Genomic DNA, 22,733 nt, shown 5'->3' with positions numbered 1-22,733 from the left:
AATACTGGCTATTATTTTAGTTCAAGGATAAGAAATGTTTGCGATTACAGGTGGAGGGACAGGAGGGCATTTAGCCATTGCCAAATCTCTTGCAGAAGCGATACAAAATAATAATCAGGAGGCTATTTATATTGGCTCGACTTTAGGGCAGGATAGAGCGTGGTTTGCAGATTCTGCACTTTTTAAACAATGCTATTTTTTAGATTCGGTAGGGGTAGTGAATAAAAGGGGCTTGGGTAAGCTCAAAGCTCTCTTAAAACAGGCTCAATGCGTAAAAGAGGCGTATAAAATTCTTAAAAATCATCAAGTGTGTTGCGTTATCAGTGTAGGTGGATTTAGTGCGGGGGGAGCAAGTATTGCATCACTTTTTTGCAGAATTCCTCTTTTTATCCACGAGCAAAATGCAGTTAAGGGCAAACTTAATGAGATACTCACTCCTTTTGCTCAAGCTATTTTTGGGAGTTTTGAATCAGATTCAAAACACTTTATTCACACTTCTTATCCTGTGCGTGATGAGTTTTTTAGCACAGCTCGTGTGAGGGAAAAAGTAGAGAATCTCCTTTTTTTGGGTGGTTCTCAAGGAGCAAAAGGTATCAACGACTTTGCGCTTAATCTCGTGCCACAGATTCTCCAAAGAGGCATAAAAGTAGCTCATCAATGTGGAGAAAGGGATTTTGAGCGTGTAAAAGAGGCGTATCAGAATCTTGGCATTTTAGATAAGGTTGATGTATTTGCTTTTGATAAGGATATTGTGAAATATGTGCAGAAAGCAGATTTATGTATTGCGCGTTCTGGTGCTTCAAGTCTGTGGGAGATGAGTGCAAATGGGCTTATTGGTATTTTTGTGCCTTATCCTTATGCAGCAAAAGACCATCAATACTATAATGCGCTTTATTTTACAAATGAGAGTTTAGGACTTTTGATGAGGGAATCCGCACTTTGTATTGATGAGGTGCTAGCATTTATAGACACGATGCAATCAGGTAAGTTAAGGGAAAAATCACAGCAAGTAATGAATAAAATTAAGCCCTATGGCGCACAAGAGATACTAGGACATATTAATAACCTGCTACAAAAAGTATAAGGCTTATGGCAACACCAAACATCACACAGGCAGTAAAACTTTCAAGCAATCGCCACGCAAAGGGTGAGCTAAAGTAGGGTGAAAGTGCATTTGCTCCAAATCCAAGCACAGAAAACCACACCATAGAAGCACTTACACAGCCTAGAAGAAAATATATTTGTGAATCTGTGCTTACAGCAATGCTTCCTAAAAGCACCATCGTGTCAAGATACATATGAGGATTAAGAAGCGTAACGCTTAAGGTTGCAATAAGGGTGTGTTTAAGTGATGAATGTGTATTGTCTTTTTGTGTAATCAGTGTTTTGTGTGGTTGAAAAGCGGCTTTGAGTGAGCATATCCCATAATAGCAGAGAAACAAAGCACCTCCAAGTGCCAAAATTTTACTCCATAATGCAGAATCTGCAAGTGTTGCGCCTACTCCCAGCACACCTATACTCATAAAGATAAAATCGCACAGCACGCATACGGCACATACAATAAAAGTGTATTCTTTTTTAATGGCTTGTTTAATGACAAAGGCATTTTGTGCTCCGATAGCAGCAATTAGCCCAAAGGCAATAAAAAAGCCCTGAATCAAATCCTGCAAATTATGGTAGCCTTATGTTATTTGCTTAGAGATTCACTATAAGTATTGAGTCTATTGATAATGCGCTCTTTATCTTGACCTTGTGCGATTACTGGCTGATAGTTATTATATGTTTTTGCACCACTAATAAGCACAGGCACAAAGCTATGTAATTCACTCCATTGTTCCATTTTAGCGACTTTTTTCACTTTTGGATTCTTAATAAAAATAAAATCATCGCTTATTTTTTCAAGCTGATTTTGCTTCGTGCCAAAGGCAAAGCGCACTTGATAAATCACACTATCTTTATCAGCGGGATTTTTTGCTCCACCATATACAAAATTCCCTAGACTATATACAATTTTTTTACCTTTGTATTCTTCTATCCCTTGTAAAACGTGTGGGTGATGCCCGATGACAATATCCGCACCATTATCAATAGCAAATCGCCCAATTTCTTGTTGAATCTTGTTTGGATAATTCTTTCTCTCTTCTCCCCAGTGAAATGTGAAAATGACAATATCCGCACCCATATCACGCAAGGAGCGAATCTCTTTTGCCACTTGAGTTTTGATACCTAGATTCCAACCACGATGTCCAGCCATACCGATTTTTTTTCCTTTGATTTCATAAATGCTTAAAACTCCCTCTCCGCTATAAAAAATGCGTGCATTCTTAAGATGAGTTTGTGTATCGTTAAAGCCTTTCATACCATAATCGCGTGTGTGGTTATTAGCAATATTAACCGCCTCTACACTCCCACTTTTAAGAATCTCCACATAGCTTGGGTCGCCTTTAAAAGCAAAAGGCTTAATTAATCTATCGCCACTATGTGTGGTGAGCGGTCCTTCTAAATTACCTAAAGTCATATCGTCTTTATCAAGGATAGGTTTGACTTTAGCAAAAAAGTAGCTGTAATCTTTGTTGATTTTATTTGTAAAATACCAATTCAGTGTCTCACCATTGCTTCCATAGTAGTCCCCTAGCACATTATCGCCTACAAAGCTAAGTGTGAGAATATCATCTTTTTGTGCTGCAACTCCTCGTGTGTCTTGACTGGGTGCTACCCTATCACCAAAACAACCACTTAAAGCTATAAGTAAAAGACCATAGATTCCTAAATGTTTCCATAGAATACGCATACTGCCTCCATAGTGTTGTGTTGTTGTAAAAATTAAGTGTATTATCTCGCAAACAAAAATAGCATTGTATCAAAAATTAAAATAAGTTTGCTATACTTTTGCCGACCCTTTCATCTAGAGGCCAAGGATACCACCCTTTCTCGGTGGAAACGGAAGTTCAAATCTTTCAAGGGTCGCCATACTTTACATTATGCTTCTTTACTCACAAAGGATTTTAATGAAACTTATATCGTGGAATGTTAATGGTTTGCGCGCTTGTGTGAATAAAGGATTTATGGATTTTTTTACACAAATTAATGCTGATGTGTTTTGTATTCAAGAATCTAAAATGCTGCAGGAACAGGCTGATTTTTGCTTTGATGGCTATCACTCATATTGGAATAGTGCAGAAAAAAAAGGTTATTCTGGCGTGGTGGTTTTAAGCAAAAATGAGCCTTTAAAAGTAGAATATGATATGGGGATTGCTCATCACGACAAAGAGGGGCGCATTATTCGAGCGGAATATCCACATTTTCATCTTGTAAATGTTTATACACCTAATGCTAAGCGAGAGTTAGAGCGATTAGAGTATCGTATGGAATGGGAAGATGATTTTAGGGCATTTGTAAATGGTTTAAGTGTGCATAAGCCAGTAGTTATTTGCGGAGACCTTAATGTTGCTCATAAGGAGATTGATTTAAAAAACCCCAAAACAAATCGCCGTAATGCAGGATTCACAGATGAAGAGCGAGGTAAAATGAGTGAGCTTTTGGAATCTGGCTTTATAGACACATTTCGGTATTTTTATCCCGATAAAGAGGGAGCATATAGTTGGTGGAGTTATATGGGAAAAGCACGAGAGAATAATACTGGTTGGCGTATTGATTATTTTTTATGTTCTAAAAGCTTGCAGCCTTACCTAAAAGATGCGTTTATTTATCCCCATATTTTTGGAAGTGATCATTGCCCAGTTGGTTTAGAGCTTGATATATAGAGTGTCTTGAATGATGAAAACACAGATTCTAAAATTTCTTCAATTAAAGCAACTCTACGGACAATATGCTTGTGGAGAGCGATATACTATGCCATTGCGCTGTTTAGCACCTCAAACACCTTTTCATAATAATCTAGAATATCTTATCAAAAATTGCTCATTGTGTAATCGCATTAAACATTGCAAAGAACCAAGTATAGGGATTGTGAATTCACAAGCAAGTATATGCTTTATTAGTGAGATTCCTCTTATTGATGAAAAAGGACAATTTGTGCAAAATAAAAGTGCATTAATGTTGCAAAATATTATCACACGTGTTTTTATGCTCCAGCTTTCACAGGTGTGCGTTCTCTCGCTTGTAAAATGTGATGGATATAATTTGCGTATTGAAAAAAGTGAGATTCTCTCGTGTATGGGATTTTGCCTCTCTCAATTAGAAAAAATTACATCAAAAGTGTGTATTTTGCTAGGAAATCAAGTTGGGGAGCATATTTTAGGCACACATTTAGAAGTCGGTAGAATTTTATGGCACAATAACAGAAAATTTTTAATGACATATTCACTCAATGAACTTGTGCGTAATCCTTCACTTAAGGGAGAAGCACATCATCATTTTTTACTTGTAAAAGGACAATTATGAGATTTGGTTTGAAAATTTTTGCGTTGGTATGTTGTTGTGCATTAAGCCTATCTTTTATGAGTGCAAAGAGTTATATTGTTTCGCCTGTTCCCTTACCACAGCAAGAAGTGTTGAATGTTAGCACTTCTAAATGCTCTAGTTCGTGTTTGGTTGATTTTTTTGTAAAAGGGCAGTTTTTCTCATTTGTTGCTTTTTTTGATCCTCATACAAATGATGTTGAATTGCGCTCAAAGCTTTCAATTGTGCTTGGAGATTTGGGAATTATGGATTCTATGGTTCCATCAACTTTACAAAGCAATGCAAAAATTAAACTTGCACTTTTAATGCCTAAGAAAATTATAGGACGTTATTCTGCAAGTAGTATCGACACAATTTTGGCATATTTGATGACTCGAGGCAATGATTTTGTCTTTGAAATTTTTGATACAGGCGATGAGAAAGCTATTAATTTGCATAACGCTTATACAAAAATCGTGCAAAATGATTATGATTTTGTAGTTGCTATTCTCACGCCAAATGGCGCACAAGAATTTGTAAAACTTGATATTAGCCTCCCTACCTATATTCCTACCATTAATAGAAAGCAAGTAAAAACGAGCTCCATTCCAAAAAATCTTATCTTTGGAGGCATTGACTATGAAGCACAAATTGATTTGTTACTTTCTTTTGCGGGAGATAAGCCTATTGTTGCTTATAATGATAATAGCGTCATTGGGCGCAATTTAGGAACAATGTTGCAAAATAAAAGCAATAAAATAGTATTTCAAGAAATTGTAGATGCTAAATCTGCCACAACTTTTGCAGACAAACTAAACACATATAAAAAATTTATTGGTGGAAATATTGTATTTTTTAATACACCGGTTGTCAAAACAGGGCTTATTGCTTCACAACTTGCCCTTGCCTCACAAAAGCCTGATAAAATACTTTCTACACAGATTAACTTTAATCCATCGCTTCTCTTGATGATTGAAAAAGATGATCGTAAAAATCTTTTTATCACTAATGTTATTAATCATCCTAACCAGCACCTTGTGGAATATGCTTCACTTTTAGGTGGAGATTTGCGTTATGATTGGGTTAATTATGCTACGGCAATAGGTGTAGAGCAACTTATTTTGGCTCAAATTGATCGTGGGAAGAGATTTTTTACCGAACGCGTTATAGATTCACAGGTTGAATATATTAATAAAATCTATCGAACAGATTCAAAAAGATTCTATGAGAATTGATAAAGAGAGCTACCCCTTTAACTTTGAGGCGGATAAATGTAAAAGTTGTGGAGGTAGGTGTTGCACAGGAGGTAGCGGATATGTGTTTGTAAGCATTAAAGAAATGCAAGATATTGCAGCATTTTTAGCCCTTAGCTTTGAATCTTTTTGTTTGCAATATGTGCGTAAAGTAGGGTATAGATTTTCATTTCTTGAAAAATCTCATTCAAGTGGTTTGGCTTGTATATTTTTTGTTGATGGAAAATGTAGTATTTATACTCATCGTCCAGCTCAATGTCGCAATTTTCCTTTTTGGGAATCTCATAAGAATCTCTCTCAAGTCGATATAGCGTTACTTCAAGAAGAATGTCCTGGTATAAGCGTAAAAAAGGAGCAAGAATGAAGTTTCTTATAGCCATAATGTGTTGTGTGTGTTTTTGTTATAGTGCATTTGATGAAGATAGCTACCTTTTTGAAGCTGTTGATTATGAAGCGCAATCACAATTTGACAAGGCACGAGATTTGTATTTGGTGCTCTATGAAGAAACACATAAGCTTGAGTATCTCAAAGAAGCGATTTTGCTTTCTTCAGCACTTGATAATCCGGCTGCTACACTTGATTTTGCAACTGATTATATTGCACAGGGTGGGGAAAAAGATATAACTTTGCATAAAGTTTTTTTAGATTCTTATTTGAAGCTTGGATTGAGCGAAGATGCGATAAAAGAGGCGCAAATCATCGCTAAAGATGAGCCTTCAGCTATGCTTGATGATATTTTAGGCTCACTTTATGCTACAAAAGGTGCATATAAAGAGGCTTTGATATATTTGCAACGCGCTTATGGGGAGACAAAAAGTGCGGACACTATACAAAAGATCGTTGCCATAGAGTTAGCACAATCTCACACAAACAAGGCACTGGAGATTTTAAATCGTCATATTGAGCAATATGGCTGTGCTCTTCATTTTTGTGAATTTAGCATTAGTGTATATGCGCGATTGTCTCAAGTTGATAAAATAGAGACTATCTTTAAACACGCATTTGATGAGAATCCTACGATTGAGAATGCACGCAATCTTATTCTTGTTTATACTTATCAGAGAAAATTTAAAGAGGCTTCTGATATTGCCTCGCAATTTCCATTTAGAGGGCAGATACTCCTTGACCTTTATGTAGCGCAAAAGGATTATCATAATGCTTCACTGCAGGCAAAATATCTTTATGAGGAAAATCATAATCCTTATTTTTTAGCATTAGAGCAAGTATATGCTTTTGAATCGCTAAATAACAAACAAAATCTTGCTAAAGTGCGTTCTATTGCAAAAAACCTCAAAAATGCTATTACTCTTATGCAAACACCTGATAAGAATACACCAAAAAGTGAGCGACTAAATACATCATTACAGAATCTTCAAAATGGCGAAATGGGATTTTTTCTTAATTTTTTAGGGTATTTATTGATTGATTATGATATTGATGTGAAAGAGGGTGTGGGGCATATCAAGAAAGCTTTGGAGATTTCCCCGCTTAATCCAGCTTACTTAGATTCGCTAGCGTGGGGATACTATAAGCTTAAAGATTGTGTGAGTGCAAAGCAAACCTTTGGGCTTATTCCGCATAAAGATATTGAAAGTGAAGAAGAATTGCAAACACATAAAGCTTTGATTGACAAATGCACCCATTAGTGGATAAAGTTTGCTTTTTATGCGCAAAAGCTAAATCATACTTTCTTTATGGAGCAATTCACCTTCATAAAGAAATATCGATGGTGTATAGTCAATATTTTTCAATGCGTCTTTTTTGGCAAAAGAAAGAATGAGGTTCTCTTTTGCACGGGTGATAGCGACATAGAAAAGTCGCCTCTCTTCTTCTAGACTTCCACTTTTATTCATCAACTTTCGATTTGGGAATCGCCCATCCATTAAATCTACAACATATACATTTTGAAATTCCAAGCCTTTTGCCGCGTGTATGCTTAATAAATGCACCCCATTTCCTTCGGTGGCTTCACTTGAACCTAGAATCATAGCGTTAAGAAATTTGCCTAAATCATTGTAATTTTTTGATAAATCAAGGAGGAGAGAGCATTTGCGCTTAATAGATTCTAAAGCATTATCATAACGCGTATTATCAATAGTGCCATCTTTTGTTTTTGCGCGAGTTGTAGCAAGTGAATGTGTAATATGAGTGAAAAAAGGTGCTTTAACGATATGGTTTATAAGCTCTTTGGGATTTTTTATCGTGTTGATTGTGTGGAGCATTTCATAAAAATCACTTAAAAATATTGCCCCATCTTTATGAATCTTAGGGTGTTGTAAGATAGGGTGAGAGGCAAAAGATGGTGTGATGTATTCATTAAAACGTCCTTGAGATTCTAGAGTGAAAAAATCATCAAAAAGCCCAAGCTGGGTATTTTTATGCCTTTGTTTATAAGCTTTTATTTGCTCGTTTGGGTTAAACATACCCTTTAAACAATCTCCATCACCCAATATGAAAAGTGCTTCATAAATATCTTTTGCAATTGCTTCACCTATCCCTTTACCATAACTTAAAGTGTGAATATATGCCATCATATCGCGTGGATTATGGACAATGGAACAAATATCAAGCATAAGACTTACTTCTTTGGTATCAAAAAAGCTAACACTTCCTTTGCGTCTAGAAGGGATATTAAGCTCTCTTAAACTTGCTTCAATCCCATCAGCACTCGAATTATTCCGGAAGATGATTGCGGTATCTTCATAGGAACGATGACTAAGAGCAATATGCTTTGCTATGCCTTGATATTGCAAAAATAGTTCATCATAACCAATAAGCTTTGGTGGGGTAAAATCGCCTTGTTTAATCACCTCTAAGCGTTTAGGGTAAATGCGCTCATTTTTTTCGATGACTTTATTTGCAAGGGCTAGAATATGCTTACTTGAGCGGTAATTTTTACTTAGGGTAAAAACTCGTGCATTCTGGTATTTTTGCTTAAATCCACTAATGATACTAATATCTGCTCCATTAAAGGCATAAATACTTTGGTCATAATCTCCCACACAAAAGAGACTAGGTGGAGAGAGTGCATCAAGTATAGAATCTTGCAAAGGATTAGTGTCTTGGTATTCATCGCATAGCACTTCCTTAAAAAGTGGTTCTTGAAGTTTCTTCAAAGATTGTTTATAAAGCAAGAGTAAATCATTGTAATCAGCATAATGGTGCGTATTTTTGAGTTCATTAAATTCTGCAAATATATCTTCATAAATTGCGACATAAGGCTCTTGCTTGGGATTTTTTTCTAAGAGCCAAGTGCCAAAAGTGCAGGTTGTGGCAGAATTGATAAAAAGAGAATAAGATTCGTAAAGATATTGAGCAGCATAAGGCTTAGGGTCATCATTCATAAAGATTCTTTTATCATACAAACTTTTAAAAAGTATTTGCAATTCTTTTGGTTGTTTGAGGTGGATATGGTGATGTGCGCGTAGGTAGCGATAAGCCACAGCGTGAAATGTGCCAGATTCGATATTTTTTGCCAACTTTTCACCAAATATTTTTCCCACACGCACAATCATTTCACTGCTTGCTTTGTTGGTAAAAGTAAGCAGAAGGATATCATTAGGTGCGTATCCTTTGTTTAAAAGATATGCAATACGCCCTACAATTGTAGCTGTTTTGCCTGTGCCTGCTGAAGCAATGATAAGATTATATCCGCTCGGTGCGCTTGCTGCCTCTGCTTGTTCTGCATTGAGTTGAGAGAGTGGCATAAGGCAGAGATTTTAGAATTATTTACTAAGAGTTTGGAGAATCTCGTTTGATAAAAACTCTTTCAAAGGTTGCACTTTGCTGAATTGAGGATATTCAGATACGGGTAAAGTTGTAACCTGAAGAGCTGAAGCATTTGCTGGATTAAACACAAAAGGTGCCATAAGATTCACGATAGAATTTTCAATAGGTTTTTGCACAACAACAACACAATATACTTCCACCTTATCACCTCGTTTTTCATCCAAGTCAAGCAATTTTTCATCAGCTGTGGGAATTGTAAAATTATAGTCGCAGAGAGAAAATGGATTCACAAGAGTGATTTCAAATGGTTTGTCTCCATCAAGTGAGTGAATTTTACTAAAAGTTTCATCAATTTTTTCCAACTCAATTTTTTTTACATTCTCAAAGCCCAAAATAGGCATCTTTAGCTCATAAGTCATATTTACCTCCATTTTGTTTTACATTGTGGTATTATAATACATTTATAAAGCAAATTAAATACCATAGAGGCATTTTATGAATTCTGTAGAGAAAAATATACAAGAAGTGAAGAAGGGGTATGACCCACAGAGTGTGGAATCAAGATTTTATCAGCTTTGTGAGGAGCGAGGATACTTTGAAATAGAAGGCAATAAATCCCTTTGGCAAAGCAAGACACCACAATGCTTTTGCATTATGATGCCACCACCAAATGTTACAGGTGTGCTTCATATAGGACACGCCCTTACCTTTACTTTGCAGGATATTATCACGCGTTTTAAGCGAATGGACGGCTTTAAAACACTCTACCAACCTGGCTTAGACCACGCAGGAATTGCTACTCAAAATGTTGTGCAAAAACAGCTTTTGGCACAAGGTATAACTAAAGAATCTTTAGGCAGAGATGCTTTTATTGCTAAAGTATGGGAATGGAAAGAACAAAGCGGAGGGCAGATTCTTAACCAAATGCGTCATCTTGGTATTACCCCAGCTTGGTCGCGTTTGCGTTTCACTATGGATAAAGGCTTACAAAATGCAGTGAAAAAGGCTTTTGTGCAGTGGTATGATCAAGGACTTATCGTGCAAGACTATTATATAGTGAATTGGTGCATACACGATGGCGCACTTTCAGACATTGAAGTAGAATATGAAGAAAATTATGGCAAACTTTATTATCTGCGTTACCCTATTAAAGATTCTGCTCAATCCCTTATTGTAGCTACCACACGTCCGGAGACATTTTTTGGCGATAGTGCTGTAATGGTAAATCCCGATGATGAGCGGTATAAGCAACTTATTGGAAAAAGTGTTGTTTTGCCTTTAATAGAGCGAGAAATACCTGTTATTGCAGATTCTTATGTTGATATGAGTTTTGGAAGTGGTTGCGTGAAAGTAACACCAGCACACGATGTGAATGATTACGAAGTTGGCAAGAGGCATCAGCTTGAATCGATTATTGTTTTTGATGAAAAGGGTATCTTAAATGAGCAAACAGGGGAATTTGCAGGCAAAGATAGACTCGAGGCTAGAGAACTCATTGTGCAAAAACTGCAAGAAGAGGGATTCATTGAAAAAATAGAAGATTATACGAACCAAGTTGGCAAGTGCTATCGTTGTGGCAATATTGTAGAACCATATATTTCAAAGCAATGGTTTGTTAAAAAAGAAGTGGCACAAAAAGCGATAGAAAGAGTAAATAATAAGGAGCTAGAATTTTTTCCTCCTCAATGGCTTAATAACTATAACGCGTGGATGAGGGAACTTAAAGATTGGTGTATTTCTCGGCAGCTTTGGTGGGGGCATAGAATCCCTGTATGGTATTGTGAATGTGGTAAAAAGATTGCTTCAGAATCTCCTAATCCTATCTGCCCACAATGCCAAATCCCTATCACAAAGCAAGATGAAGATGTTCTTGATACTTGGTTTAGCTCTGGATTATGGGCTTTTAGCACGCTTGGTTGGGGAAATGAAAAAGAGCAATGTAAGAATAATGCAAAAGATGAAGAACAAAAAGAATCTCAAAATACAGAGAATCTTTACACACTCTATACAGATTCTGATTTGAAAGAATTTTATCCCAATTCTTTGCTTATTACAGGTTTTGACATTTTGTTCTTTTGGGTGGCGCGTATGCTCTTAAGCGGAGAATCTTTGCTTGGGGCATTGCCCTTTAAAGATGTTTATCTTCACGCACTTGTGCGAGATGAAAAAGGGCAAAAGATGAGCAAATCTAAAGGGAATATTATTGATCCGCTTGAGATGATTGAGACTTATGGAGCTGATGTTTTGCGCTTTAGTTTGGCAATTCTTTGTGCGCAGGGACGCGATGTGAAGCTTTCTACCCAAACACTTGAAAATAGTAAAAACTTCACAAACAAGCTTTATAATGCTACGCAGTTTCTTAATATGTATTTAGAGCAACTCGGAGGCGAAGAAGCAAAACAAAGAGGATTTGCAAATCTTGCAGATTTAGAGATGAAAACGGCACTTGGACGCTATATGTTTTTGCGTTTGAATAAGGCAATAAATGAAGTGAGAGCTGCGCTAGAAGAGTATCGATTTGAGCAGGGAGCTAGCATTTTGTATCGTTTTTTATGGGGAGAATTTTGTGATTGGGGTATTGAACTTGCAAAAGCGAGTAAAGATTCTATTTATGAGCTAGGAGCAATCTTTAAGTCTGCTCTCTTGCTTTTGCACCCATATATGCCCTTTATTACAGATTTTTTATGGCATAGTCTTAGCGCAAATGATATAGATTCTTCAGATTCTATAATGATAAGTGCATATCCCAAAGCACACGATATGCAAGATGAGGTTTTGGAGCAGCATTTTTATGTCATACAAGATGTTATCGTTTGTATTCGCCGCTTAAGGGCAATGCTTGAACTTGGTTTAGCATCTATTGAGAGTATTTACATTAAGCTCAATAATTCTATTGATAATATTTTGCTTGAGCAGTTTGTATGCAAACTCGCTAAAGTGCAATCTGTATGTATTACGCAGACAAAACCAAAGGCAAGTGTGGGCGATGTGGGGGAATTTTGTGAATGTTATATTCAGCTTGAAGGTATTGATTTAAGCGCAATTATTTCTCGTCTTCAATCTCAAAAGCAAAAATGTGAGAAAGAATTACAAAAACTACAATCTATGCTTAACAATGAAAAATTTATCCAAAATGCTCCAAAAGCAGTATTGGAGCAAAATAGGGTAAATTTACAAAATACACAAGAAAAATATGATAAGATTTGCACTGAGTTAAATGCGCTTACAAATCTATAAGATTTTTTAAGGAGAATAGATGAAAAAAATACTTATATTTGGACTATGTTTTGTATTTTGGGCTTGTTCTGATTCTACGCATACCCATAATAACGAGAGTGATGCAGTGCTGCTTGTAGAATCTTATCCACAGGTGGTAGAAATCATTGAAAAAAGAGCAGCGGGCGATATGCAAGGTGCTACACAAGTGCAAGATTCAATTTTGAAAGCAGGGGTGGGACAAAATATTATTGATGATAATATTTCGCTTATTACACGCGCTTTCACAAGTGGATATGAGCTTGTTTTGCCAAATGATATTAAAGGGAAGCTTGATGATTATATTATTATTTCTACCTTGCCTCGCGGTATTTATAATCTTGGGCTTATTCCTACTTCAAAACATTTTGAATTCGCTTTAAGTCCGTCTTTGAATGCAGATGGAAGTGAATGGAATTGGGAGGCTGATGCGCTTTCGCGCCCACAAGAAGAATTTATTCAATTGCTTGGAGATGATAAGAATGCGAAGATTCTATTCTATGATGGCGGAGAGCATATATACGCACCTATGGGAAGTGCCCATATAGCCATTATGTGGGCAAAACATCTGGGTTACACACAGCTTTATCGACTCGTTGGCGGGTTTAGCGCGTGGAAAGATCTGGGATTGCCTGTTACTACAGAAAAGCCTCATTGTTGTGAAATGTAGGTAGGTTGCTTTAAGATTCTAAAACCAAATATGGCGCATAGAATCTTAAAGATTACAAAAGTTATTGAGCAACTTCCTTGCAGGTAGGGCATAAGCCAATAAGCACCGCTGAAATATCAGAAATGCTATACCCACTCTTTTGCCCGCAGTCATACTCTAAATAGTCTGTTTCAAGCTTAATGTCTTCAAGTTTCCCACATTTTTCACAATATACGTGCAAATGCCTATCACTACTTAGTTCAAATCTTTGCTTGTCTTTGGGTGCTTTAATCTCTCGCAAAATGTTAGCTTCACAAAGCATGTTGATATTTTTATAAATCGTAGCAAGTGAAATGGAAGGATATACAGACCTGATTTGCTCATAAATCTCCTCCACACTCATATGCCCATTGCTATAAATTTGACTAAGTATAGCGATACGTTGCGGTGTGGTTTTTAATTGTTTTTCTTTGAGATGTTTTTCAAAACTCATCATAATAAACAACCTTTGAAAATATAAAATTTATATATAATATTTAAAGATTCTAAAAGTAATGAATATTATAAGCTTGAAGCAAATAAAAGCATAATAAAAGAGATTTTTGCATACAATACCCCTTTTATATTTTAAGATTCTATACAAAATTATATGGAGAAGCGTATGTTTGATACTTTGACAAGCTCATTTAAGGGTATTATGAATAAAATTCGTTTTACAGATGATGAAAAGGCATTACAAAGAGCGTGTGATGAGCTTAAAAAGACATTACTTAAAAATGATGTTTATCATAAAGCTGTGAAGCATATTGTGCAGATTGTGCAGGAGCGCACAAAGCAAAATGGAATAGGAAAGCAAAGTTTTAGTGATGCGCTACAATATGCTATCTCAGAGGTTTTGCGTGCTTCAAAAAGTTATGGTATTAGCTTCTCGCCTACACCCCCAAGTGTAATTGTAATGATGGGGTTGCAAGGAAGTGGTAAAACTACCTCAAGTGCTAAACTTGCCCTTTATCTTAAGCAAAAGGGCAAAAAGGTATTACTTGTCGCCTGTGATTTACACCGCTTAGCAGCTATTGACCAACTTCGCACACTCGCTTCAAGCATTGAGGTAGATATTTTCACACCAGATATTGCGAGCAAACCTGAAGATTCTGTATGTGTAGCTAAAGAAGCAAAGCAAAAGGCGAGTAACGAGCACTATGATATAGTGATTGTCGATAGTGCAGGGCGTTTAAGTATAGACGAAGATTTAATGCAAGAATTAAAAGAGATTAAAAAGGTTACAAATGCCACAGAATGTATTTATGTGGCAGATTCTCTTAGCGGACAAGATGGTATCCGCTCCGCAGAACATTTTAATGAAAAAATTGGTATTGATGGGGTGATACTCTCTAAGTTTGATAGTGATAGCAAGGGAGGCATTGCCCTATCAATTGCGTATCAGATTGGTATTCCGCTAAAGTTTATAGGGAGTGGGGAAAAGGTGGCAGATTTTGATATTTTTGTCCCTGATAGAATCATTTCGCGCCTTATGGGAGCTGGAGATATTATTACTTTGGCAGAAAAAAGCGCAAATGTTATGAGTCAAGATGAAGCTAAAGATATTGCGAAAAAAATTAAAAAAGGGCAGTTTGGATTTGAGGATTTTATTGCTCAAATAGAAAATGTGAAAAAGCTTGGCTCACTTGGGCAAATTGCTTCTATGATTCCGGGAATGGGTAATATGGCAAGTGCGCTCAAGGATGTGGATTTAGATAAATCAAATGAGGTAAAAAATATCCGCGCAATGGTTAATTCTATGACAAAAAAAGAGCGAGAAGATCCAACTTTACTTAATGGTTCAAGGCGCAAACGCATAGCAGAAGGGAGCGGTTTAGAAGTAAGTGATATAAATCGCATTGTGAAGCAATTTGACCAAGCAGCCAAACTTGCTAAGAAAATATCACAAAAAGGTGGTATGCAGGAGCTTATGAGTCTTATGGGCAATATGAGAATCCCAAAATAATAAGGATTTAAGCAAAATAGACTATAATGCGCTACTCAAAAACGCTAATTTTAAGGAGAGACAATGGCAACGGTAATTAGATTAACAAAAATGGGACGCAAGAAAAAGCCTTTTTATCGTATTGTTGTAACAGATTCTCGTAAGAAACGTGATGGTGGCTGGATAGAATCTTTGGGTTATTATAATCCTCTTGTAGAACCAGCACTTGTTAAATATGATGCACAAAGGTTAGAGTATTGGAAAAATGTAGGAGCAAAAATGAGCGAAAGAGTAGCAAAACTTACCTCAAAATAGCCACTAGTGAAGTAGAAAAGAAGTGAATTAATTATGGTTGAAGATTTTATTAGAGAATATGCAAAAAAAATAGTCAATAAACCTGAAGCAATAGATATACAAATACAGGATGCAGAAGACAATACCCGTGAGATTCTCATACTTGCTGACTCACAAGATGTGGGACGACTCATAGGACGTGATGGCAAAATGGTGGGTTCGCTTAAAACATTCATTTCAGGCACAAAAGCTAAAAATGGTAAAAATTATAGAATCGCCGTGCAAGCTCACTAAATTACTTGTAATTAATATTGTATAAAGATTTTAGATGAAAGACACACCTTATCTTTTGGTCGCTAAAATTGGTCGGCTTGTTGGTGTGCGCGGAGATTTAAAGATTCATATTGTGAGTGATTTTCCTTCTATTTTTGTGCCAAAAGCTACATTTCACACACACTCTCTTGGCACACTTTGTATTCAATCTTTTGATTGTATAAAAAATCTTATCCGTTTTGAAAATTATACTTCGCGTGAGAGTGCTGCTAGGCTCGTAAATTGTGAAATTTATTCTACATTTGAAGAAAGTAGGGCTATGTGTGAGTTACAAGAGGGAGAGTTTTTATGGCAAGAAATGATAGGCGTGAGTGTGTGTGATAAGGGTGATACGAGTGATATGAATCTTGGCGTAATTACAGATATTGAACGCATTGGCACACTCGATTATTTGCTTGTAAGCACAGATATAGCACTTATACAAAGAGGATACAAAAAGCAATTTCTTATCCCAAATATTCCGCATTTTGTGCTCTCCCTCTCGCCAGAAGGTATTTTTACGCGCAATGCTCTAGCAATACTTGAGCAAAGCTAAATGATACGATTTTCTTTTCTTACACTTTTTCCTACGCTTATAGAGTCTTATTTCACAGATTCTATTCTTAAAAGAGCAATTCATAATCATCTTATCAGCGTAGAGAGTATTAATATTCGTGATTATGCCCTTGATAAATATAAAAAAGTCGATGAAGCACCTATAAGTGGCGGTGCAGGGCAAGTGATGAAAGCCGATGTGCTTTCTGCTGCTTTAGAATCTGTGCGCGATTCTCATATTATTTTTTTAAGCCCCTGTGGCAAACCTTTTAATCATTCTGATGCTTTGAGATTAAGTAGTAAAAAGCATATAACCTTTGTATGTGGGCGATATGAGGGCTTTGATGAGCGAGTAATTGAAGAATGGGCTGATGAGATTTTTAGTGTTGGTGATTTTATCTTAACAGGTGGGGAGCTACCTGCACTTATGTTGTGTGATAGTATTTCACGATTTGTTGATGGAGTGCTTGGTAATGCAGATTCTTTGCGTGAGGAAAGCTTTGAATCTTCTTTGCTTGAAGCACCAAATTTTGCTAAAATTTCTTCTCATACATCATTTTCACCTGCCCCTTCAGTATATTTAAAGGGAAATCATAGTAAAATCGCCGACTTAAAAAAACGCTTGGCGATATGTAAGACAAAGTATTTTAGACCAGATTTGTATCAAGTATATCATACATATTTAGGGCGAGAGAAAGGAAAGCTATGAGAAATCGTTATATACAAAGCTTTAATGAAGCACAAATTGGCGATAGAAAAGCACCACATTTTAAAGCAGGAGATACTTTAAAGTTGGGTATTAAGATTCAAGAAGGTGATAAAAGTAGGACACAATATTTTGAGGGTGTATGTATTGCTATTCGTGGAAATGGTGTAGATAGAACATTTACAACAAGAAAAATAGGCGCAAATAATATCGGTGTCGAAAAGACATTCCCTCTTTATAGTGCAAGTTTAGAGAGTATCGAGGTATTGCGTATGGGACGCGTCCGCCGAGCAAAACTCTACTATCTACGCAATAGAAAAGGCAAGGCTGCGCGTATTAAAGAACTACGCAAGTAATGCAGATTATTTTTTGAAGTTTTAGTTAAACATTTGAACTTTCTTAAAACGATATTTTTTATGTTTGATTTTTCTGTGGATTATAAAGACACTAAACCTTTTAGCAGTTTTCAATATGTATGTTTGTATCTTGCTATTGTGCCTTTATTTCTTATAAATCTTTATTGGAGACTTTATCATATCCCCCAAATTCCTAATTGGCTTACTTCACTTGGTATCGCAGCTATAGTTATTCTTGTTCTCCAAAAAGGTAGGCTATGCAAGGCAGGAATGCTTATGTCCTATATATGGATTATAAGTTGCTGTGTGTATTCACTCTTATTTTTGAATGGTATCATTGTAAATGATGAGCAAAGTATAGAGTGGTTTGTCGAGCAGCTTTTTAATGATAGAATCTTTGATGAAGAGCGAATAGAAATGGGTATAACGAATCTCCCCGCATTTCAAGAGTATGTTATGAATATATACATATATGGAGAGATAGGTGCTATATTATGGTGTGTTATCGGGCTTTTTGTCATATTTTTACGCACAATACAAAAGATTCTCCCGGCTTTATTTTTAATAAGCCTTATCCTCTTGCCTGTTATTTTTTTTGGCGCAATGTCCTTTGTGTAGAAACTTAACGCGTTAGAGTTATGAGCTTATAGCTCATAACCATCTTGTTCAATCCAGATTCTATAATTTCTATACATCGTGCGTAAAAAAGTGTGATGTCATCTTGAGGGATATGCAGAGCGCATAACATCATTGTATGTAAAATATGAGAAATGCTCCCCTCAAAAAGCACACCGACAAATGGCGTCTTCGCAGAATACTTAAGGCTTAAAGCGTGTATGGAATCAATGCACGAAAAAAGCTCCCTTTTATTTAAACGATTCTGTCCGCTCACACTTCTTTTTAGTGCATTAAGAATCTCCTCTTTGTAGGCATTTATTTCATCTGTATAAGATTGCTTATGAGTAAATACCACGCTTTTATCCGCACACATATAGCTTTTAAGCTCTGTAATATAATGTTTTTTATCAATATCACGTAAGATAAATTCATCGGGGCGAGTAGAGCGTGTGCCATATATATAAGCACCATCGCCAAGATTCATTACAAGTCGTGGGGTAAAGCTATGAATCGCCTTAGTCATCATCGCACTAGATAGGCTAAAAAGTGCATCTGCATACACTTCATATTCACTATTGCCCTGCACGATATAAGCATTTTTAGGAATATGACTTTGTTCATCGCCATAATATGAGTCTTTGGCGTGTTTTGTTTTACCCTTAATGTATCCGCAGTCAAGCCCACACATTATTATCTCTTCACTTAATAGACACGCTAGAGCAAATCCAGCGTTGCCTACATAGGGAGCGGCAAATTCTATCACGCTTTTGGGATAGCCAAAATATGCACTTGCGCTCCCACCACGCATAAATATATATGCTTCTTTTGCGAGTTCTAATGCACTTGGCTGCACCATATTGCCACATAAAAGTGTGGTTTCTCCTAGTGGAGCAGATTCTAAAACATCTTTTAGATAATCTATGCGTTCAATTTCAATATGAAAATCAGGCTCAATGCCGACATTTTTAAGTGGTTTAAGTGCTGTGCCACAGCTAAAAATAATCATTTTATCTGCATTTTCTTTGATGAAAGGAAGCAATGAATCCAGGCTCGCACCATTACCTACAACACAAATAGGCGCATTTACACGTTTTGGCAGGTGCAAAATGGGGTATTTGCTTTTTCTTTCTTTGCCAAGATTCACAAAAGTATTTTTCACACCTATCATCTCATCATCAAAGCTACCCCAACCTCTTGCATTCATAGCATAGCTTTGTGCAACCTCATCTTGTGCTTGTTTAAGTTTTGGACTATCATAAAGACATAGTTCTAAGCGGAGAAAATTATTTGTAATGCGTCTGTGTGTAAAGTAATTTTGCACAAATTCCCTCTGCACTAGGCTTTTCACAAAAATATAACAAGAGCGTTCATTCACAGATTCAAAAAGTAGTGGATAATCTACAAAATAAAGTGAGATTCTAAACAAATCTATGTCTTCTTCAAAAAGCAAGAGTGAGTGAAAGTAGTAACCTTTTTCTAGTAGAAATTGCAAAAACATTCCGCCAAGTAGCCCAAATATCGTAAGATTTGGTAAAAAGTGTGTGGGCAAATGGAATCTATTTGCACCATTAAAATCTTTCATCATAAGTTCAATGATTGGATTGCACGCATTGGCGGTGAGAGGGAGATTTTTTTCATCAAGCTTATGGAGGGCTAGGTGATTGGTATGGATTGTATAAGCTGGATTATTAAGTGGATTCTCGGCTAGGGCGAGATTTTGTTCCAACATAGCGTGTTTTGGTGCATTATTTTGCTCATTCACAGGATATACAAACATCTTAGAATGCACATTAATAATATTTAACTCTTGATTGTGTAGGTATAGATTGTATTGTTTGATTGGGGCTTTGAGTTCTTCAAAAAGCTTAGGGTTGATTGAAGCGAAAAAATCCATATTGAGCGCATATCGCTTGGCGGTATAAGATTGTAAAAGTTGCAAATTACCGCTTTGACAGATATGTGTTAATGTCGCAGCTTGTTGTGAATATATATTATTCATTGCATATCCATAAACTTATAATACCTCTGCGCGTCCATTTTTCATCACAACTAAATCTTCTATCCGCACACCAAATTCTTGTGGGAGATAAATACCTGGTTCAATAGAAAATACCATACCATCTTCTACACACTCATCACTTAGGCGTGAAATGCGTGGCAACTCGTGTATATCAAGCCCTACACCGTGTCCTGTGCTATGCACGAAATATGTTCCATAACCACTTTTTTCAATCACATCACGTGCTAAAGCATCTATCTCTTTGGCTTTCATACCGCTTCTTGCCTTTAAAATAGCATTTTCTTGGGCTTTTAAAACAATATCATAAATTTTTTGATGTTTATTATTTTTAAATTTCTGTTTTTTGCCAAAATGTATTTCTCCTCTCATAGCTGCCGTGCGTGTCATATCAGAGCAATATCTTTTATACTTTATCCCTGCGTCAAAAAGCAAAATATCATTTTTTTGCAAAAGGCATTGTGATGAGGGTAGGGCGTGGGGTTTTGCTCCATTAGCATTAATGCCAACGATTGGGTTAAAGCTCAACTCATATTTCCCAAAGTTGCTTAAAAACTGCATTGCCTGATAGTGAAGCTGCTTTTCACTCGGGGCTTTTTTGAGAATCTTTTGTAGATAAAGTGCAAAGCATTTAAATGCCTTTTTGTTGAGTTTTTGCGATGTGGCAATCAGGGCGATTTCTTGCTCATTTTTATAGATTCTAAGTTTTTGGTGAAAATTTTCTTGCGGGATAAGCTCACATTTGATTGTTTCAAGAGCAGTTTTAAGCTTTTTATACATTGCTACATTTAGCTCTTGAGGATTAAATACTATTTTATGCACATTGAGTTTTTCTAACACATTTTGCGCACTTTGAATAAAGTTTGCAGATTCTATAATTTCTGTATGTGATTTACATAACTCTTTAGCCTCAAGAGTATAGCGAGAATCTGTAATAAAATATCGTTCATCTTTAATGCGTAAAATAAGTGCATTATCGCAACTAAAGCCACATTCGTAATATTGCGCACTTTCATCAAGTGTGAGATAAATATTTTTTGGGATAGAATTACTCATAGCTTAAGCATTTTGATTATTTTGTTGTGCCTTAAGAGCAGCAATCTCATTTGCAATCTGTAAGATTCCAATTAAAGCAAGATGATAGCCAAATGCCCCAAAACCTGTAATGACACCCGCACTTACTGCACCAGTGTAACTTTTTGAGCGAAAATCCTCTCTAGCGTGGATATTGCTAATATGCACTTCAATCACCGGCACACCGCAGCTTGCAATCGCATCAGCAATGGCAATAGAAGTGTGTGTAAAAGCAGCAGGATTAATAATCACGCCTGCATATTCTCCACCAATGCACTCTTGGAGTTTATCAATGATTTCACCCTCAAAATTGCTTTGAAAAAACTCTAACTCCGCATTATTTTGCTTAGCTTGAGCTTGGAGGTTAGTATGAATCTGCTCTAGTGTAAAATTCCCATAAATATGTGGCTCACGATGCCCTAAGATGTTGAGATTTGGTCCTTGAATGACTAAGATTTTCATCTGCTCTCCTTTTGTAGAATCCACAAATAATATTGTTTAAAAGCGCACATTATAGCTAAATTTACAAAATAATGTGGAGAGTTTTCTTAAGAAGCTAGGATTGAGGTTTAATCTTTAGTCGTCAATGTGTAAGGAGATTCTGTATTTCTCTCTTTATTTTTCTGCGCAACCTTTTAAAAAATGGTAATTTTGGTTTTTGCGACCACCATTTCTTTTGCAAGGCAACAATGTGTTCAAAAGCAGTAGCAAAACTTTCCCCATAATGCTTTAAGATGTGATTTTTAAATATAGATAAATCCTCTTCTGAAGGCATATATTCCCAAGGCATATGGAGAATCCTAAAATATAAATCAAGATAATCATTTTGTTGTGAGGCTAACACACAAGAACCAATATTTTGGAATATATTTTCATAAGGTGCATATTGGCTAGGAATCTTCTTTTCCCCCACAAGAGAAAGAAATAAAAGAGCACAAATATGAGAATATTTATTAGGGGCAAGACAATGGTAAGCAATATCGTGGAGAATAATCACTGCATTAGGCGCAAGATAGGGTAAAACCATAAGAAAATCAAAAGCTTCTCCAGGTGCGGAATGAACTGTATCAATAATGCAAAAATCAATCTCACCACCGATTTTATCTAAGTGATTTGCACAAAATCCACCAGTATAAAGATGATAGTATGAGCTAAGGTGAGGGATAATCTCTTGGACTAAGAATCCACTTTTTCTATTATACTCCCCCCCCCCGCATAAATCACGATAATATGTTGTATTATAATCAAGTGCATAAAGTGAAGTAGAATCTAAAAGGTTGTTAGAGAAAAGAAAATCTAAAATTAATACACTATTTGCTCCAGCCGCAATGCCTATCTCAACGATTTTCTTTGGCTTATATTTTTGAATCTGCTCTAATACAAACGCTCTCTCACGTTCCACCATTTCCGAATATTGCGCAATAAGTGGGTGTGTTATCATTTCTTCTCTCATTGTTACTCCTTTGCAAATTAGTATTTGTTATTATATAAGATTTTAGTTCTTATCAATACAATAACATATCACATTT

General features: G+C 36.2%; 24 protein-coding genes and 1 tRNA gene. 16 read left to right on the top strand and 9 right to left on the bottom strand.

The features are described from left to right. Window positions 1-34: 34 nt before the first annotated feature. Window positions 35-1,084 carry an undecaprenyldiphospho-muramoylpentapeptide beta-N-acetylglucosaminyltransferase gene (murG, locus tag LS65_RS01585; protein WP_034361376.1) on the top strand — a complete coding sequence of 350 codons (1,050 nt, stop codon included), beginning with the start codon at window positions 35-37 and terminating at the stop codon, window positions 1,082-1,084. Here murG and LS65_RS01580 read toward each other — a convergent pair. Beyond that, window positions 1,059-1,670, bottom strand: a complete 612-nt coding sequence (locus LS65_RS01580) for a LysE/ArgO family amino acid transporter (protein ID WP_034361374.1) — start codon at window positions 1,668-1,670, stop codon at window positions 1,059-1,061. The genes murG and LS65_RS01580 overlap by 26 nt on opposite strands. A 17-nt stretch (window positions 1,671-1,687) precedes the next feature. Next, a complete protein-coding gene (locus LS65_RS01575) occupies window positions 1,688-2,791 on the bottom strand; it encodes a CapA family protein (protein ID WP_138129734.1) in 1,104 nt (367 codons plus the stop codon). Between the two features lie 103 nt (window positions 2,792-2,894). Here LS65_RS01575 and LS65_RS09745 point away from each other — a divergent pair. From LS65_RS09745 to LS65_RS01550, 6 genes are all read left to right on the top strand, one after another. Beyond that, a tRNA-Glu gene (locus LS65_RS09745) sits at window positions 2,895-2,970 on the top strand. Between the two features lie 38 nt (window positions 2,971-3,008). Next, a complete protein-coding gene (locus LS65_RS01570; RefSeq protein WP_034361372.1) occupies window positions 3,009-3,764 on the top strand; it encodes an exodeoxyribonuclease III in 756 nt (251 codons plus the stop codon). A gap of 10 nt (window positions 3,765-3,774) precedes the next feature. After that, complete coding sequence (locus LS65_RS01565; RefSeq protein ID WP_236096580.1) at window positions 3,775-4,404, top strand: uracil-DNA glycosylase family protein; 630 nt, start codon at window positions 3,775-3,777, stop codon at window positions 4,402-4,404. Then, on the top strand, window positions 4,401-5,636 hold the full coding sequence (locus LS65_RS01560) for a type 1 periplasmic-binding domain-containing protein (RefSeq protein ID WP_034361370.1): 1,236 nt from the start codon (window positions 4,401-4,403) through the stop codon (window positions 5,634-5,636). Before LS65_RS01565 ends, LS65_RS01560 begins: the two co-directional genes overlap by 4 nt. Further along, window positions 5,626-6,018, top strand: coding sequence for a YkgJ family cysteine cluster protein (locus LS65_RS01555; protein ID WP_034361368.1), 393 nt, complete (start codon window positions 5,626-5,628; stop codon window positions 6,016-6,018). The genes LS65_RS01560 and LS65_RS01555 overlap by 11 nt, the downstream gene beginning before the upstream one ends. Next, on the top strand, window positions 6,015-7,301 hold the full coding sequence (locus LS65_RS01550; RefSeq protein WP_034361366.1) for a tetratricopeptide repeat protein: 1,287 nt from the start codon (window positions 6,015-6,017) through the stop codon (window positions 7,299-7,301). Before LS65_RS01555 ends, LS65_RS01550 begins: the two co-directional genes overlap by 4 nt. A gap of 30 nt (window positions 7,302-7,331) precedes the next feature. On the opposite strand, the gene LS65_RS01545 is transcribed toward LS65_RS01550, so the two are convergent. Next, window positions 7,332-9,362, bottom strand: a complete 2,031-nt coding sequence (locus LS65_RS01545) for an ATP-dependent helicase (protein WP_034361364.1) — start codon at window positions 9,360-9,362, stop codon at window positions 7,332-7,334. A gap of 18 nt (window positions 9,363-9,380) precedes the next feature. Further along, complete coding sequence (gene fliW, locus LS65_RS01540; RefSeq protein WP_034361362.1) at window positions 9,381-9,803, bottom strand: flagellar assembly protein FliW; 423 nt, start codon at window positions 9,801-9,803, stop codon at window positions 9,381-9,383. A gap of 76 nt (window positions 9,804-9,879) precedes the next feature. On the opposite strand from fliW, the gene LS65_RS01535 reads away from it, so the two are divergent. Next, window positions 9,880-12,621 (top strand): valine--tRNA ligase, encoded by a 2,742-nt coding sequence (locus LS65_RS01535; RefSeq protein WP_052061038.1) that lies wholly within the window; start codon window positions 9,880-9,882, stop codon window positions 12,619-12,621. 19 nt (window positions 12,622-12,640) lie between these two features. Next, complete coding sequence (locus LS65_RS01530) at window positions 12,641-13,309, top strand: rhodanese-like domain-containing protein (protein WP_094777057.1); 669 nt, start codon at window positions 12,641-12,643, stop codon at window positions 13,307-13,309. A 61-nt stretch (window positions 13,310-13,370) separates the two neighbouring features. Here LS65_RS01530 and LS65_RS01525 read toward each other — a convergent pair whose 3' ends face one another. After that, the gene (locus LS65_RS01525) at window positions 13,371-13,784 is read right to left on the bottom strand and encodes a Fur family transcriptional regulator (RefSeq protein ID WP_034361361.1); all 414 of its coding nucleotides are present in this window, start codon (window positions 13,782-13,784) and stop codon (window positions 13,371-13,373) included. Window positions 13,785-13,949: 165 nt separating this feature from the next. On the opposite strand from LS65_RS01525, the gene ffh reads away from it, so the two are divergent. The 7 genes from ffh to LS65_RS01490 all read left to right on the top strand — a co-directional run bounded on the left by ffh (window position 13,950) and on the right by LS65_RS01490 (window position 18,113). After that, complete coding sequence (gene ffh / locus LS65_RS01520) at window positions 13,950-15,293, top strand: signal recognition particle protein (RefSeq protein ID WP_034361359.1); 1,344 nt, start codon at window positions 13,950-13,952, stop codon at window positions 15,291-15,293. Between the two features lie 63 nt (window positions 15,294-15,356). Continuing rightward, window positions 15,357-15,587, top strand: coding sequence for a 30S ribosomal protein S16 (gene rpsP, locus LS65_RS01515; RefSeq protein ID WP_034361356.1), 231 nt, complete (start codon window positions 15,357-15,359; stop codon window positions 15,585-15,587). A 33-nt stretch (window positions 15,588-15,620) separates the two neighbouring features. After that, window positions 15,621-15,860 carry a KH domain-containing protein gene (locus tag LS65_RS01510; protein ID WP_034361354.1) on the top strand — a complete coding sequence of 80 codons (240 nt, stop codon included), beginning with the start codon at window positions 15,621-15,623 and terminating at the stop codon, window positions 15,858-15,860. A 34-nt stretch (window positions 15,861-15,894) separates the two neighbouring features. Next, window positions 15,895-16,434: a ribosome maturation factor RimM gene (rimM, locus tag LS65_RS01505; protein WP_034361352.1), complete on the top strand. Its 540-nt coding sequence runs from the start codon at window positions 15,895-15,897 to the stop codon at window positions 16,432-16,434. Window positions 16,435-16,437: 3 nt separating this feature from the next. Beyond that, window positions 16,438-17,142 carry a tRNA (guanosine(37)-N1)-methyltransferase TrmD gene (trmD, locus tag LS65_RS01500; protein ID WP_034362000.1) on the top strand — a complete coding sequence of 235 codons (705 nt, stop codon included), beginning with the start codon at window positions 16,438-16,440 and terminating at the stop codon, window positions 17,140-17,142. Then, window positions 17,139-17,495: a 50S ribosomal protein L19 gene (gene rplS, locus LS65_RS01495; protein ID WP_034361350.1), complete on the top strand. Its 357-nt coding sequence runs from the start codon at window positions 17,139-17,141 to the stop codon at window positions 17,493-17,495. Before trmD ends, rplS begins: the two co-directional genes overlap by 4 nt. Before the next feature lie 60 nt (window positions 17,496-17,555). Further along, window positions 17,556-18,113, top strand: coding sequence for a hypothetical protein (locus LS65_RS01490; RefSeq protein ID WP_034361348.1), 558 nt, complete (start codon window positions 17,556-17,558; stop codon window positions 18,111-18,113). Window positions 18,114-18,117: 4 nt separating this feature from the next. Here the strand turns inward: LS65_RS01490 and LS65_RS01485 are convergent, their stop codons facing one another. From LS65_RS01485 to LS65_RS01470, 4 genes are all read right to left on the bottom strand, one after another. After that, the gene (locus LS65_RS01485; RefSeq protein WP_052061037.1) at window positions 18,118-20,112 is read right to left on the bottom strand and encodes a motility associated factor glycosyltransferase family protein; all 1,995 of its coding nucleotides are present in this window, start codon (window positions 20,110-20,112) and stop codon (window positions 18,118-18,120) included. Window positions 20,113-20,127: 15 nt separating this feature from the next. After that, window positions 20,128-21,186, bottom strand: coding sequence for a M24 family metallopeptidase (locus tag LS65_RS01480; protein WP_034361346.1), 1,059 nt, complete (start codon window positions 21,184-21,186; stop codon window positions 20,128-20,130). Window positions 21,187-21,189: 3 nt separating this feature from the next. Next, window positions 21,190-21,666: a type II 3-dehydroquinate dehydratase gene (gene aroQ / locus LS65_RS01475; RefSeq protein ID WP_034361345.1), complete on the bottom strand. Its 477-nt coding sequence runs from the start codon at window positions 21,664-21,666 to the stop codon at window positions 21,190-21,192. Between the two features lie 121 nt (window positions 21,667-21,787). Next, on the bottom strand, window positions 21,788-22,657 hold the full coding sequence (locus LS65_RS01470) for a class I SAM-dependent methyltransferase (protein ID WP_084707891.1): 870 nt from the start codon (window positions 22,655-22,657) through the stop codon (window positions 21,788-21,790). Between the last annotated feature and the right edge of the window lie 76 nt (window positions 22,658-22,733).

The sequence above is a fragment of the Helicobacter japonicus genome (genome assembly GCF_000762845.2).
GTDB classification, from domain to species: domain Bacteria; phylum Campylobacterota; class Campylobacteria; order Campylobacterales; family Helicobacteraceae; genus Helicobacter_C; species Helicobacter_C japonicus.
This window is presented reverse-complemented; position numbering and strand designations above follow the sequence as displayed.

Excerpts from the sequence above, each read along its gene's own strand:
- fliW (WP_034361362.1), bottom strand. The coding sequence starts at position 9,803 with ATGACTTATGAGCTAAAGATGCCTATTTTGGGCTTTGAGAATGTAAAA.
- LS65_RS01560 (WP_034361370.1), top strand. The coding sequence starts at position 4,401 with ATGAGATTTGGTTTGAAAATTTTTGCGTTGGTATGTTGTTGTGCATTA.
- LS65_RS01530 (WP_094777057.1), top strand. The coding sequence starts at position 12,641 with ATGAAAAAAATACTTATATTTGGACTATGTTTTGTATTTTGGGCTTGT.
- murG (WP_034361376.1), top strand. The coding sequence starts at position 35 with ATGTTTGCGATTACAGGTGGAGGGACAGGAGGGCATTTAGCCATTGCC.
- LS65_RS01485 (WP_052061037.1), bottom strand. The coding sequence starts at position 20,112 with ATGAATAATATATATTCACAACAAGCTGCGACATTAACACATATCTGT.
- ffh (WP_034361359.1), top strand. The coding sequence starts at position 13,950 with ATGTTTGATACTTTGACAAGCTCATTTAAGGGTATTATGAATAAAATT.
- LS65_RS01565 (WP_236096580.1), top strand. The coding sequence starts at position 3,775 with ATGATGAAAACACAGATTCTAAAATTTCTTCAATTAAAGCAACTCTAC.
- LS65_RS01490 (WP_034361348.1), top strand. The coding sequence starts at position 17,556 with ATGTTTGATTTTTCTGTGGATTATAAAGACACTAAACCTTTTAGCAGT.
- LS65_RS01545 (WP_034361364.1), bottom strand. The coding sequence starts at position 9,362 with ATGCCACTCTCTCAACTCAATGCAGAACAAGCAGAGGCAGCAAGCGCA.
- LS65_RS01575 (WP_138129734.1), bottom strand. The coding sequence starts at position 2,791 with ATGCGTATTCTATGGAAACATTTAGGAATCTATGGTCTTTTACTTATA.
- LS65_RS01535 (WP_052061038.1), top strand. The coding sequence starts at position 9,880 with ATGAATTCTGTAGAGAAAAATATACAAGAAGTGAAGAAGGGGTATGAC.
- LS65_RS01525 (WP_034361361.1), bottom strand. The coding sequence starts at position 13,784 with ATGATGAGTTTTGAAAAACATCTCAAAGAAAAACAATTAAAAACCACA.
- LS65_RS01555 (WP_034361368.1), top strand. The coding sequence starts at position 5,626 with ATGAGAATTGATAAAGAGAGCTACCCCTTTAACTTTGAGGCGGATAAA.
- rplS (WP_034361350.1), top strand. The coding sequence starts at position 17,139 with ATGAGAAATCGTTATATACAAAGCTTTAATGAAGCACAAATTGGCGAT.
- aroQ (WP_034361345.1), bottom strand. The coding sequence starts at position 21,666 with ATGAAAATCTTAGTCATTCAAGGACCAAATCTCAACATCTTAGGGCAT.
- LS65_RS01510 (WP_034361354.1), top strand. The coding sequence starts at position 15,621 with ATGGTTGAAGATTTTATTAGAGAATATGCAAAAAAAATAGTCAATAAA.
- rpsP (WP_034361356.1), top strand. The coding sequence starts at position 15,357 with ATGGCAACGGTAATTAGATTAACAAAAATGGGACGCAAGAAAAAGCCT.
- rimM (WP_034361352.1), top strand. The coding sequence starts at position 15,895 with ATGAAAGACACACCTTATCTTTTGGTCGCTAAAATTGGTCGGCTTGTT.
- LS65_RS01550 (WP_034361366.1), top strand. The coding sequence starts at position 6,015 with ATGAAGTTTCTTATAGCCATAATGTGTTGTGTGTGTTTTTGTTATAGT.
- LS65_RS01470 (WP_084707891.1), bottom strand. The coding sequence starts at position 22,657 with ATGAGAGAAGAAATGATAACACACCCACTTATTGCGCAATATTCGGAA.
- LS65_RS01570 (WP_034361372.1), top strand. The coding sequence starts at position 3,009 with ATGAAACTTATATCGTGGAATGTTAATGGTTTGCGCGCTTGTGTGAAT.
- LS65_RS01480 (WP_034361346.1), bottom strand. The coding sequence starts at position 21,186 with ATGAGTAATTCTATCCCAAAAAATATTTATCTCACACTTGATGAAAGT.